The organism is Acinetobacter soli (assembly GCF_018139125.1).
GTDB classification, from domain to species: domain Bacteria; phylum Pseudomonadota; class Gammaproteobacteria; order Pseudomonadales; family Moraxellaceae; genus Acinetobacter; species Acinetobacter soli.
The window spans coordinates 1,845,906-1,859,513 of the sequence record NZ_CP073241.1; the positions used below are offsets into that span (position 1 = coordinate 1,845,906).

The window sequence follows — 13,608 nt, forward strand, 5'->3', positions numbered from 1 at the left end:
TCATCTCAATGGAGTTCACTATAGCAAAGCCACTTTTAAGCTGAACATTGAAGTTATGTAGCCCGAATATAAAAAAGCCGCATATGCGGCTTTTTTATATTGACGGCTTATTGATCGATAATATCCGTGCCTTTTGGCGGTGTGAAATTAAAGGTCGATGTCGGAATTGCAGCATTTAACTTCACGTTATTAAATCGAACATATGTGGTTTGACCGAGTGAATCTTGCAAAATCATCAAACTTGGTGCTTTATTGGCGCCAAAGCTGATGGTCAGGCTTTGAAAGGCACCCTCACTGTCTTTTGGATACAGTGTGTAGTAAGTTTTACTACGATCTGGCTGAGTCACCCGATAAGACTGCATGATCTGACTGGTATTTCCAGAAAGGAGCAGCGCAGGCGTGTTGGCAACCTGTTCATCTAGACTCTGACGAATCGCTTGTTGTAGATCAGGGTCATAAATCCAGACCGTTTTACCCGTGGTCACAATGGTCTGTTTAGACGGCGTTGAGGTTTCCCAGAAAAACTTTCCTGGACGCGCAACTTTCATTACCCCTTTAAAGGTCTGGTTCATGTGCTGCGCTGTCAGCCCTTTCTTTTGTGGCGCTTTTGAGTTGGTTACTTTAGTGGTTTGCTCAAAGTTGGCACTCAAGCTTTGAATACCCGTGAGTTGCTTCACCAAGTTTGAAGTGGCTTGTTGTTCCGATGCAGGCGTCGCGGCAAACACTGTCGTGCTCATGACAGGTGCAAGCGTTGCTGCGCTTATCGTTATTGCACACATGGTTTTACGAAGCATCGTCATAATATCACCTTGTCTTTCGTTGTGTTTCAATCAATTTGATTTTTATATTACCCGACAAATTATATGCTAAGAATTGAAAAAATAAGACATTTTGTAGTTTTATACGGCTGCTTTGTGAGTTTTATTCATAATGATGGAGAGCATCTTTATCTTCAGATATAAAAAAAGCCCACATCGTGGGCTTTTTCAAACAATCTAAATCTTATACAGATTCAACTGTTACATAGCGACGGCCAAACTGACCCTTCACTTCAAACTTTACTACGCCATCAGCAGTAGCAAATAATGTATGGTCACGACCCATACCAACGTTAGCACCAGCGTGGAATTCAGTACCACGTTGACGTACGATGATGTTACCAGCAGTTACTGATTGGCCACCGTAGATTTTAACACCTAACATTTTAGGATTCGAATCACGACCGTTTTTAGTCGATCCACCAGCTTTTTTAGAAGCCATGTCTATTACTCCTCGTGATTAGCCTGAAATACCAGTAATTTTCAACTCGGTAAACCATTGACGGTGACCTTGTTGCTTACGGTAGTGTTTACGACGACGCATTTTGATGATGCGGATTTTGTCGTGACGACCATGACCAACCACTTCTGCAGTTACTGTAGCGCCAGCCACAACTGGAGCACCGATTTGAATGCTTTCGCCGTTTACAAGCATAAGTACGTCATCAAACGTAATAGTTGAACCGGTTTCAGCTTTCAATAATTCAACTTTAAGGGTTTCACCCTCAACTACACGGTGCTGTTTACCACCGCTTTGGATTACTGCGTACATAATGTACTCCAACTCAGCCCGTGTCGTCGTGTCAGTAAAGGGACATACTGAACTTAAAACGAACGCCACTGGGATATATAAGGCGACAGATTTTAAGTGAAATTTGACCAAACAACAAGTAAGCGAACAAAAAATAATATGTTAAAGCCGAAATGGATCATGCATACGCTTAAACACAAAGCAAATAAAAGCACAACCTAGCTTTTAAACGGAATATGTGTAAAATCTCAAATACAGTTTAAAAACAACTTGCTACTGTAAATTGGGCTTAATTTTCAAATCTGGCGTTTCATTTATAGGTCAATCTTTTGGTTTTTTTCTGCAAGAAAAATGCTTGTGGCGTATAAGTCTAGGCTCGCTTTTTTTGATTAAGCATCTGATTTAATTAAATCTATATCACCTTTAGTGACGTTTCCCCTAAATTGATGAGGTTCCCCTTCAATGGCCATCGACTTTAAGCAAGATATTCTCGCACCTGTTGCAACCGACTTTGCAGCGATGGATAAATTTATCAATGAAGGGATCACTTCCAAAGTCGCATTGGTGATGGCAGTCAGTAAACATGTGGTTGAGGCAGGCGGAAAACGTATGCGTCCGATCATGTGTTTATTGGCTGCAAAGGCCTGTGGTGCACAAGACTTGGCGCCACACCGTAAACTTGCCGCGATTATTGAGATGCTGCATACCGCTACGCTGGTACACGACGATGTAGTCGACGAATCAGGTTTAAGACGCGGCCGTCCAACCGCCAATGCGACCTGGAATAACCAAACCGCAGTCTTGGTGGGAGACTTTCTGATTTCGCGCGCATTTGATTTGCTGGTCGATTTAAATGATATGGTGCTTTTAAAAGATTTCTCGACAGGTACCTGTGAAATTGCCGAAGGTGAAGTATTGCAGCTCCAAGCCCAACACGACCCAGAGACCACCGAACAAACTTATTTAGATATTATTCACGGCAAAACGTCGCGTTTGTTTGAACTGGCCACCGAAGGCGCAGCGATATTATCCAATACACCGCAATACCGCGAGCCGCTACGTCTTTTTGCCGGGCACTTTGGTAATGCATTTCAAATCATTGACGATATTTTAGATTACACCTCGGATGCCGAAACATTAGGTAAAAATATTGGTGATGATTTGATGGAAGGTAAACCCACTTTGCCGTTAATTTCAGCATTACAACATACCACGGGTGAGCAGCATGCTATTGTTCGACGCAGTATTGCGACGGGCGGAGTCGAGCAACTCGATCAGGTGATTCAGATTGTACAGCAGTCGGGTGCACTTGATTATTGTCGCCAACGTGCTGAAGAAGAAACCCAAGCCGCGCTCGCAGCGTTGAGCCAGCTTCCCGAAAGTGAGGCACGTCAGGCACTGTTTAACCTGACCGAAATGGCGCTACATCGAATTCAATAAAACTAACTAAATTTACACATACGTTGCCTATGCATATTCACTTATTAGATCTTTATGCCACCATGCAGTCGCAGCTTGAACAGAGCCCGAATGCACTAGATGAATCTTTGGCAGTCGAACTCATTAATCGCTTGAGACCTGCCGACACACGCAATCTGGATGAGATCAATAAGAAATTTGATGCATTTGTACAATCCTTACTGATCACCCCCAATGCTGCCTATACCCTACAGGCGTTTATTTTGCATTTGATCCAGCAGTACAAGCAAAGTGGCTTGTACTCTGACAGCGGCATTTTGTCGCAGGATGGTTTTTGGAACCAGCTTTCTCAGCGCATGGGCGCTTATGTGTTGCCCAGCCTGATCGATCACAAAGATTTACGCACCCTGATTGGTCAAGTATTTCATCAAAAAAGTGATCGTTACTGGCTCGATGCCATTGAAGATGCACGCTGGAATAAGCTGTTTCAGGTGCTGGGGCAAAGTAACGGTAATGTCGACTGCAAACGCGTTGTACATGACGAAATGATCACTGCCATTACCGTATTGTCGTATCGAATCAGCGGCATTGGTTTATATCCTGAATTTATTAACGCTCAGCCAGAACTCTCAGAATACGAATCACCATTTCTGGTGCAAAATCGCGAAGTCATTGAGTTTATTGAGCAGTACAAACAGTTGCAATACACCGGCCATGAAGTGGCAGTACTCGAACCACCAGATGCCTCACAGGCTTTGGTGATGTTTGATCAGTGCCGCGATGTGGTACTGAAAATCCGCCGTGCCACCAAACGCATTGGGGTCAGTTTAAGCCTGACCTACCTGCTCTCGCTGCTTGAGCAGTGTTTAGACCGGATTGAGTTGTTGCTGACCATTGTTGTTGCAGATCAACAGCGCCGACACCGTGCTTTGGGTGAACTGCTCAAGGATTTAACTGCCGCGCATTATAGTGAAAAAAGTGTGCGTGCGCTGCTCAGCACCAACAGTGAACTGATTGCTCTACAAGTCACCGAAAATGCCAGTAAAACTGGCGAACACTATGTGAGTACCGACAAAAAAGGCTTTTTGGGAATGTATAAGGCCGCCGCCGGTGCCGGTGCGATTATTGCGGTCATGGCAACCCTGAAAACGCTGGCGGCGCGAGTCACATTGGCACCGCTGATGCAGGCATTTGTATACAGTATGAATTACTCACTGGGGTTTGTCCTGATTCATATCTTGCACTTTACCGTGGCAACCAAACAACCGGCCATGACCGCTGCCGCACTGGCAGCTACCGTACAACAGCGCAGAGGTTCTAAAAACGCACAACTGGCTGAACTGGCGGCCCTCATTATTAATATTATCCGCACCCAATTGATTGCAATTTTGGGCAATATCTCAATTGCAATACCAGTGGCGGCGTTGATCGCGTTTATGTGGCATTTTAATCTCGATGAGCCACTGATGACCAACGCCAAGGCCGCCAAAACCCTGCACGATTTAAATCCGTTTACCTCACTGGCAGTGCCACATGCGGCGATTGCAGGTGTGTGCTTATTTTTGTCTGGTTTGATTGCAGGTTACTTTGACAATATGGCGGTTTATCGTAAAGTCGGTCCACGCTTAAAAGCGGATATACGTTTAGTCAGACTGATGGGACAAGCTCGTTTAGACCGTTTTGCCGATTATGTCGAACGCAACTTGGGGGCATTGGCAGGTAATTTCTTATTCGGAATCATGCTTGGCAGTATGGGCACGATTGGCTTTATTTTGGGACTACCTCTCGATATTCGTCATATTGCCTTTGCATCGGCCAACTTTATTCAAGGCTTGATGAACATCAATGGCTCACCCGACATCGGTCTGATCGTGGTTTCTTTTTTGGGCGTATTGATGATTGGTTTAACCAACTTATTTGTCAGCTTTACCTTAACGGTCATCGTGGCATTGCGCGCGCGGCGCGTACGTTTTGAGCAGTGGAAACCCTTGGCAAAACTGGTGATGACCCACTTTTTGACCCGTCCAAGCGACTTTTTTTGGCCACCAAAACAACCGGTTGAAGTCGAAGACCCTTTAACTCAATCAGAAAAAACAAAACATTAACAATTTTGTTGTGTAATGTTAAAGCAACTTAAAAATTGTTCAGAATGAAATTACTATCAGGCATATTAGACTTGAAAAAAAGTGTACTCGAAAGTACACTTTAACTCCACAATCCTTGGCCAAAGGCCTCGGTAACAGTAAAGGTTGCTGTGATGCCATACCTACTGCTTTGTATTGGTTGTATTTTTTTCATTGTTGGCGTTTCTGCTTTATTTTCTCCTACCGCTCAGTTTTGGGACATTTCTGTCGTACAGTTGTTGAGTGAACATAGGAATCCAGCATTTGACCATCTTTCAACCGGACTTGCTTTCTTGGGTGGTATGCCTGCGGTGCTTCTTATTACTGTGCTGTGGTGCCTTATCCACTTCTTAAACGGTAAAAAAGCAATTGTCGTCTTTATCGTTTTAAGTGTGTTGGGCAGTATAGGATTGGGGTGGCTCTTTAAATGGTGCTTCGATAGACCACGTCCGCCAGAGATGTATCACATCGTCAACAGTTATGGTGCATCGTTTCCAAGTGCTCACAGTGTTTATGCAGCCACACTTGCAGGCCTCGCGCTGTTGATTTACCGCCACCATCCTCGGTATTTCCCAATTGCATTTGTGGCCTTGCTGTGGTTTGGCATGATGGGGGTTTCAAGAGTTTACGTCGGGGTTCACTATCCTACCGATGTATTGGCAGGCTGGGGCATTGGTTTAATTTGGACCTCGTTGCTTTGGCTGGGGCTATTAACAACCAAGTTAGACAAAAACAAATTATTTTTAGATAAGAATCTAAATGAGGTGAAAGAATGACGTCGGCTAAGCTTTGGGTTCCTGCCCTTACTGCTTGCGCATTGGCAACAAGTATTGCACTTGTTGGTTGTAGCAAAGATTCCAAGAATGCTGAGCAAGCGGCAGCTGCACAGCAGATGCCACCTCCTCAAGTAGGTGTCATTGTTGCTCAACCACAAAGCGTAGAACAATCTGTGGAATTGTCTGGACGCACATCGGCGTACCAGATTTCTGAGGTTCGTCCACAGACCAGCGGTATTATTTTAAAACGCCTGTTTGCAGAAGGCAGCTACGTACGTGAAGGTCAAGCGCTTTATGAGCTCGACTCTCGAACCAACCGTGCCACACTCGACAATGCAAAAGCTGCGCTGCTGCAACAACAGGCCAACCTCAGTTCATTAAGAACCAAACTCAACCGTTATAAGCAATTGGTTTCGAGCAATGCCGTGGCCAAACAGGATTATGACGATTTAGTGGGTCAGGTCAACGTTGCCGAAGCACAAGTTGCGGCTGCACGCGCACAAGTGAAAAATGCAGAAGTCGATCTGGGCTATTCGACCATTCGCTCACCTATTTCGGGTCAATCGGGTAAATCGTCGGTTACAGCGGGTGCTTTGGTGACTGCAAACCAGACCACAGCGTTGGTCAGCATTCAACAGCTTGACCCGATTTATGTCGATATTCAGCAGTCTAGTGCCGAATTACTTCGTTTGCGTCAGCAACTGAGCAAAGGTAGCCTAGACAACAGCAATAACACCAAAGTCAAACTTCGTCTTGAAGATGGTTCAATGTATCCAATTGAAGGGCGATTGGCGTTCTCTGATGCGTCTGTGAGCACCGAAACCGGAACCATTACGGTACGCGCGGTGTTTCCAAACCCGAATCACTTGTTGTTACCGGGCATGTACGCCACGGCGCAGATTGCACAGGCCGTTATTCCAAATGCATATTTGATTCCACAAGCTGCGGTTACCCGTACGCCAACGGGTCAAGCCACTGCAATGATTGCCAATGCCAAAGGTGTGGTTGAAACACGTCAAATCCAGACCTCTGGCGTTCAAGGTCAAAACTGGATTGTGACTGGCGGCTTGAAACAGGGCGATAAAGTCATTGTCGATGGCGTAGCCAAAGTTAAAGAAGGCCAGCAGGTGAAGGTTGAGCCATATCAGGCCAAACCTGAGCAATCAGCCGCTCCACAAGGTGCAGCTGCTCAAGGAACAACCTCAGGCAAGCCACAAATGACTGAACAGAACAAGGCGCCTTCTGATCAAAAAACTACTTCAAATACATAAGGGGTAGACAGAATGGCTAAGTTTTTTATTCATCGCCCCATTTTTGCGTGGGTGATTGCATTGGTCATTATGTTGGCGGGTATTCTTACGCTGACCAAAATGCCAATTGCACAATATCCTACGATTGCGCCGCCTACCATTACTATTGCTGCAACTTATCCAGGTGCATCTGCTCAAACTGTTGAAAACACAGTGACACAGATTATTGAGCAACAGATGAATGGTCTGGATGGCTTACGTTATATTTCATCAAACAGTGCTGGTAACGGTCAGGCCTCGATTCAATTAAACTTTGAACAAGGCATTGATCCAGATATCGCACAGGTACAGGTGCAAAACAAGTTGCAGTCTGCAACGGCACTCTTACCTGAAGATGTACAGCGCCAAGGCGTGAAAGTGACCAAATCGGGCAGCAGCTTCTTACAGGTGATTGCATTTTACTCACCTGATGGCAGCCTGTCTGATGCAGACATTAAAGATTACGTAAACTCAAATATTTCTGAACCCCTTAGCCGTGTAGAAGGCGTAGGTGAGATTCAGGTATTTGGTGGCTCTTATGCCATGCGAATCTGGCTCGATCCAGCCAAACTCACCAGCTATCAACTTACACCAAGTGACGTAGCAACTGCACTTAAAGCTCAAAATGCGCAAGTTGCAGTGGGTCAGTTAGGTGGTGCACCTGCCGTCAATGGGCAAGTTCTGAACGCAACAGTAACTGCGCAAAGTCTGCTTCAAACGCCAGAAGAATTTCGTAATATCTTCTTGAAAAATACCGCAGGTGGTGCTCAAGTTCGACTCCAAGATGTTGCACGTGTAGAACTTGGTTCAGACAATTATCAGTTTGAGTCGAAATATAACGGCAAAGCTGCGGGTGGTCTCGCTATCAAGCTTGCAACTGGTGCCAATGCGTTAGACACAGCGCAAGCTGTTGAAAACCGTTTAGAACAGTTACGTAAGAACTACCCTGCCGGTCTAAAAGATCAGCTTGCGTATGACACAACACCGTTTATCCGCCTCTCGATTGAAAGTGTTGTACATACACTGATTGAAGCTGTGGTACTGGTGTTTATCGTGATGTTCTTGTTCCTACAAAACTGGCGTGCAACGATTATTCCAACGCTTGCAGTGCCTGTAGTTGTACTCGGAACCTTCGCCGTCATCAATATTTTTGGCTTCTCCATCAACACCCTGACCATGTTTGCCATGGTACTGGCCATTGGTCTCTTGGTCGATGATGCAATTGTGGTGGTCGAAAACGTCGAACGGGTAATGGCTGAAGAACACAGTGACCCCGTCACTGCGACCGAACACTCGATGCAGCAAATTTCTGGCGCCCTGATCGGGATCACCAGTGTACTTTCTGCGGTATTCGTACCGATGGCATTTTTCTCTGGCACTACCGGGGTCATTTATCGTCAGTTTTCGATTACGCTGGTCACCGCGATGGTGCTCTCGCTAATCGTAGCTCTGACCTTCACCCCTGCCCTGTGTGCGACCTTGCTTAAACAGCATGATCCAAACAAAAAGCCAAGTAACAATGTATTTGCCCGCTTTTTCCGCTGGTTTAACCACAGTTTTGATCGTCTATCGAATGGCTATCAAAATGGTGTGGGGCGCATGTTGCATCACAAGTTATTCTCTGGACTTTTGTATGCTGCTGTGGTCGGGATTTTGGTCTTTGTTTTTGTCAAACTGCCATCATCTTTCTTACCAGAAGAAGACCAAGGTATCGTACTGACCTTAGTGCAGTTACCACCAAATGCGACCTTAGACCGAACTGGTAAAGTCATTGATACCATGACCAACTATTTCCTCGATAAGGAAAAAGATTCGGTTCAGTCGATCTTTACTGTATCGGGCTTCTCATTTACCGGTGTGGGTCAAAACGCAGGTCTTGCCTTTATCCGTCTAAAAGACTGGAGTGAGCGGACCACGCCTGAAACCCAGATTGGGAATATCATCCAGCGCGGTATGGCACTGAATATGATCGTCAAAGACGCATCGTACATCATTCCGTTGCAATTGCCGTCGATGCCTGAACTCGGTGTCACAGCAGGCTTTAACTTGCAGTTGAAAGATTCAAGCGGACAAGGCCATGACAAGCTAATTGCTGCGCGTAATGCCATTTTGGGTATGGCCGCACAAGACAAGCGCTTAACAGGTGTTCGTCCTAACGGGCAAGAAGATACACCGCAATATCAAATCAATATCGATCAGGCCAAAGCAGGTTCGATGGGTGTAAGTATCTCCGATATCAACACCACCATGAGTATTGCATGGGGCGGATCTTACATTAACGATTTCGTAGATCGTGGTCGTGTGAAAAAAGTCTACTTGCAAGGTGATGCGGCCAGCCGCATGATGCCGGGCGATTTAGACAAATGGTATGTTCGTAATAGTGCGGGCACCATGGTTCCGTTCTCTGCCTTTGCGACAGGCGAATGGACGTATGGTTCACCACGCCTTGAGCGTTATAACGGTGTGTCTTCGGTCAACCTTCAAGGTACTCCAGCAACGGGTGTCAGCTCGGGCGATGCCATGATGGCCATGGAAGAGATTGTTAACAAATTGCCATCGATGGGCTTACAAGGCTTTGACTATGAGTGGACCGGCTTATCGCTTGAAGAACGCGAATCAGGCGCTCAGGCACCATTCTTGTACGCATTGTCGTTGCTGATCGTATTCTTGTGCTTGGCTGCACTGTATGAAAGCTGGTCGATTCCGTTTTCGGTCTTACTGGTGGTGCCATTGGGTGTATTTGGTGCCGTTTTGTTAACCTTCTTTGGCTCGATGATTAAAGGCGATCCGAACTTATCCAATAACATTTACTTCCAAGTTGCCATGATTGCGGTGATTGGTTTGTCGGCAAAAAATGCGATCTTGATTGTCGAGTTTGCCAAAGAACTGCAAGAAAAAGGTGAAGACTTACTTGAAGCGACCTTACATGCCGCTAAAATGCGTCTACGCCCAATCATCATGACCACCCTCGCCTTCGGCTTTGGTGTACTTCCTCTCGCGCTTGCCTCTGGTGCAGGTGCAGGTAGTCAGCATTCAGTCGGCTATGGTGTTCTTGGCGGTGTGATCAGCTCAACACTTTTAGGTATCTTCTTTATTCCATTGTTCTTCGTGTGGATTCGAAGTGTCTTTAAGTACAAACCTAAAACCATCAACAATCAGGAGCACAGATCGTGATGCAAAAAGTATGGTCTATTTCAGGTCGTAGCATTGCGGTATCTGCACTTGCGCTTGCTTTGACCGCGTGTCAAAGCATGCGTGGCCCAGAACCAGTTGCCAAAGCCGATATCCCTGCAAGCTACAGTTCAAATGCTTCAGGACCGTCTATTGCTGAGCAAGGCTACAAAGACTTTTTCTCTGATCCTCGCTTATTGCAAGTGATTGATTTGGCGCTCAACAATAACCGTGATCTACGTACTGCTGCACTGAATATTCAGCGTGCGCAACAACAGTATCAGATTACCAAAAACGATCAGTTACCTACCATTGGTGCCAGTGGTAGTGCGATTCGTCAAGTGTCGTCTACACGTGATCCAAACAATCCTTACTCGACGTATCAGGTCGGTTTAGGCGTGACTGCCTATGAGCTGGATTTTTGGGGACGTGTTCGTAGCTTAAAAGATGCAGCACTCGACAATTACCTCTCGACACAAGCAGCACGTGACTCCACCCAGATCAGTCTGGTGAGTCAGGTGGCTCAGGCATGGTTGAGCTATTCGTTTGCAACTGCCAATTTAAAACTGGCTGATCAAACATTGAAATCACAGCTCGATGCGTACAACCTGAATAAAAAACGTTTTGATGTGGGTATTGATAGTGAAGTACCGCTGCGTCAGGCTCAAATTTCAGTTGAAACAGCGCGTGATGACGTTGCCAACTACAAGACTCAGATGGCTCAGGCCAAAAACCTGCTCGATCTATTGGTGGGTCAGCAAGTGCCACAAAACTTGCTACCGAATCAGCCGGTCAGTTCAATTACGCGTGAAAGTATTTTTGCTACGGGTTTACCAAGTGACTTACTTAATAACCGCCCAGATGTGAAATCTTCGGAATATCAACTCAGTGCAGCAGGTGCCAATATTGGTGCAGCAAAAGCCGCGTTATTTCCAACGATTACACTCACCGGATCGGCGGGTTATGCGTCAACTGAATTGAGCGATTTGTTTAAATCGGGTGCAGGTATCTGGTCGATTGGTCCAAGTCTCGACTTACCAATTTTTGACTGGGGTACGCGCCGTGCCAATGTCAACATCTCTAAAACCGACCAGCAGTTGGCTTTAGCAAGTTACGAAAAGTCGATTCAAACCGCATTTCGTGAAGTAAATGATGCTCTGGCAACGCGCAATAACATTGGCGATCGTTTACAGGCACAGCGTCGTTTGGTGGAAGCAACGAACCGTAACTATACCCTCTCTACTGCGCGTTTCCGTGCAGGTATTGACGGTTACTTGACGGTACTCGATGCACAGCGTACCTCGTATTCGGCGGAACAGGGTTTACTTTTGCTTCAACAAGCCAATTTAAACAATCAGGTCGAGCTGTATAAAACCTTGGGCGGCGGTGTAAAAGCAACCTCAACCCAGACGGTAACCTATCCGGCATCGAGTGCAGAACGCAATAAAAAATAATCAAATGCTCTAGAAAAGCTCACTTCGGTGGGCTTTTTTTTATGTGTTTTTCATTGCAACGTGGTTTCTTTTTTCTTATCTTGATATTTATTATGCCAAAAAGAAAACTGTATATTATTAAGTAATTTAGAAAATATGCCAGGCCATCACATTACGCAGCAACTCGACGTGGTGTATGGAAGTACTGTTCGAAGCAAGCATGTTGGTCGTGATTTGCTGGCAGGACTTAAAAATATTGTGGGTGGTGAGCTGACTGCCTACACCGAGCTGTTAGAAGAATCGCGTCAAGAAGCGATGCAACGTATGATTGCCAAAGCCCAACAACTCGGTGCCAATGCCATTGTAGGGATTCGCTTTTCGACCTCTAATATTACTCAAGGTGCTTCGGAGCTGTTTGTATACGGTACAGCCGTGATTGTGCAGCCCAATACGCCCAAGCTTCCCGATCCGTTTCAGTAAACAAGGACAACTGCATGGAAAATCTTATTTTTCAGCTTGGCGTTTTTGTGGTGCTCTTTGTCGTGGGCTGGGGATTTGGAAGATACTTTGAGCGTAAACACCTCAAAGAATTAGAACAAAAAGAACGACTACTGGCGCATATTCAACTCGATACCAATCGTTTTGTACAACCTGTTCAGCCGGGACAATTCGTTTCAAGTAATGTGGTAATTTCCCACGATTACTTTAAATACATCATTGCCAATATTCAAAATTTCTTTGGTGGCAGACTCAACAGCTATGAAACCGTGGTAGAGCGGGCACGGCGCGAAGCGATTGTTAGGCTTAAACTTCAGGCGCAGCAATGTGGATGCACGCATATTATGGGGCTACGTTTAAGTACCACCGAACTGGGCATGCAAGGCGGAATGGTTGAAGTCTTCGCCTATGGTACCGCGATTAACCAAACAGTCCGCTGAGTGGCTGAGTAAGTCATCGATTAAAAACTCACTCGACAAGGACGCGATATTTTGCGTCCTTGAAAGAGATTGAACTGCTTGATTATTTCACTTTGGTTTTACGGATCATTTTGTACAAGAGTGATGGCGATAAGCGAGACACCAGTACGCCTAACTTTTCTTTGGCACCACCAACTACAATGTATTCTTCATCATTGATCAGTGCTCGAACTACGGTTTGAGCAAATACATCTGGCTCCAAACCATTTTCAATGGCTTCATCTTGATGGCCTTGAGGTTTTCCCTCTCCATTGAGTGCATTGAGTGACACATTGGTTTTCACAAAACCGGGAAAGATCACCGAAACCCCAACGCCCTGATCTGCCACTTCGGCGCGCAAGCTGTTGGCCCACATATGAATAGCGGCTTTGGCTGCCGAATAACTGGCACGGTACTGTGTTCCGAGCAAACCCGCGACACTCGACACATAGGCAATGCGTCCGGATTTTTGCTGTAAAAAAGTCGGCAATACAGTTTTGGTCAGAAACACTTGCGAGAAATAATCAATTTCCATAATCGCACGTTCGGTTTGCATGGTGGTGTCTTGAATGAGTGCGCGTTGACTCAGGCCCGCATTATTGATGAGCCAATCGATACGTCCTTTTTGTGCTAACACTTCTGCATAGGCATGACGCACTTGAGATTCGTCGGTAATGTCGGCAGCCACAGACAGATGCTGTTCTGGTTTAAATAGCCCCACTCGCACCGCTTCGAGTTCATCATAACGACGTGCAGTTAAGATGACCTGTGCCCCTTGTAAGGCACACTCACGTGCCAAGGCTTTACCCAAACCTGAAGATGCCCCTGTAATCCAGACCACTTTATTTTCGAGCGAGTTGAGTTTTGACATT

At 45.8% G+C, this 13,608-nt stretch carries 12 protein-coding genes; 8 read left to right on the forward strand and 4 right to left on the reverse strand.

Annotated elements, in window-relative coordinates; translation table 11 throughout:
* Positions 1–107: 107 nt before the first annotated feature.
* The 3 genes from lolA to rplU form a co-directional block, all read right to left on the reverse strand.
* Positions 108–800, reverse strand: coding sequence for an outer membrane lipoprotein chaperone LolA (gene lolA / locus KCV09_RS08495; protein WP_151753143.1), 693 nt, complete (start codon positions 798–800; stop codon positions 108–110).
* 202 nt (positions 801–1,002) lie between these two features.
* Positions 1,003–1,260: a 50S ribosomal protein L27 gene (gene rpmA / locus KCV09_RS08500; RefSeq protein WP_004929519.1), complete on the reverse strand. Its 258-nt coding sequence runs from the start codon at positions 1,258–1,260 to the stop codon at positions 1,003–1,005.
* A gap of 18 nt (positions 1,261–1,278) precedes the next feature.
* Complete coding sequence (gene rplU, locus KCV09_RS08505) at positions 1,279–1,590, reverse strand: 50S ribosomal protein L21 (protein WP_004941071.1); 312 nt, start codon at positions 1,588–1,590, stop codon at positions 1,279–1,281.
* Between the two features lie 441 nt (positions 1,591–2,031).
* Between rplU and sdsA the strand changes: the two genes are divergently transcribed.
* The 8 genes from sdsA (at position 2,032) to KCV09_RS08545 (ending at position 12,718) form a co-directional block, all read left to right on the forward strand.
* Positions 2,032–3,009, forward strand: a complete 978-nt coding sequence (gene sdsA / locus KCV09_RS08510; RefSeq protein ID WP_004941075.1) for an All-trans-nonaprenyl-diphosphate synthase — start codon at positions 2,032–2,034, stop codon at positions 3,007–3,009.
* Positions 3,010–3,038: 29 nt separating this feature from the next.
* Positions 3,039–5,093, forward strand: coding sequence for a site-specific recombinase (locus tag KCV09_RS08515; RefSeq protein ID WP_212515029.1), 2,055 nt, complete (start codon positions 3,039–3,041; stop codon positions 5,091–5,093).
* Between the two features lie 152 nt (positions 5,094–5,245).
* A complete protein-coding gene (locus KCV09_RS08520; protein WP_004941081.1) occupies positions 5,246–5,887 on the forward strand; it encodes a phosphatase PAP2 family protein in 642 nt (213 codons plus the stop codon).
* Positions 5,884–7,158 (forward strand): AdeA/AdeI family multidrug efflux RND transporter periplasmic adaptor subunit, encoded by a 1,275-nt coding sequence (locus tag KCV09_RS08525; RefSeq protein WP_104124871.1) that lies wholly within the window; start codon positions 5,884–5,886, stop codon positions 7,156–7,158. Before KCV09_RS08520 ends, KCV09_RS08525 begins: the two co-directional genes overlap by 4 nt.
* Before the next feature lie 12 nt (positions 7,159–7,170).
* Positions 7,171–10,350, forward strand: coding sequence for a multidrug efflux RND transporter permease subunit AdeJ (adeJ, locus tag KCV09_RS08530; RefSeq protein WP_004941086.1), 3,180 nt, complete (start codon positions 7,171–7,173; stop codon positions 10,348–10,350).
* Entirely contained in the window at positions 10,350–11,801 is a 1,452-nt protein-coding gene (adeK, locus tag KCV09_RS08535) for a multidrug efflux RND transporter AdeIJK outer membrane channel subunit AdeK (protein WP_212515763.1), read from the forward strand. The genes adeJ and adeK overlap by 1 nt, the downstream gene beginning before the upstream one ends.
* 111 nt (positions 11,802–11,912) lie before the next feature.
* Positions 11,913–12,260, forward strand: coding sequence for a YbjQ family protein (locus KCV09_RS08540; RefSeq protein ID WP_004941091.1), 348 nt, complete (start codon positions 11,913–11,915; stop codon positions 12,258–12,260).
* 14 nt (positions 12,261–12,274) lie between these two features.
* Positions 12,275–12,718, forward strand: a complete 444-nt coding sequence (locus tag KCV09_RS08545) for a YbjQ family protein (protein ID WP_212515030.1) — start codon at positions 12,275–12,277, stop codon at positions 12,716–12,718.
* 82 nt (positions 12,719–12,800) lie between these two features.
* On the opposite strand, the gene KCV09_RS08550 is transcribed toward KCV09_RS08545, so the two are convergent.
* Positions 12,801–13,607 carry an SDR family NAD(P)-dependent oxidoreductase gene (locus tag KCV09_RS08550; RefSeq protein WP_004941097.1) on the reverse strand — a complete coding sequence of 269 codons (807 nt, stop codon included), beginning with the start codon at positions 13,605–13,607 and terminating at the stop codon, positions 12,801–12,803.
* Position 13,608 lies beyond the last annotated feature (1 nt).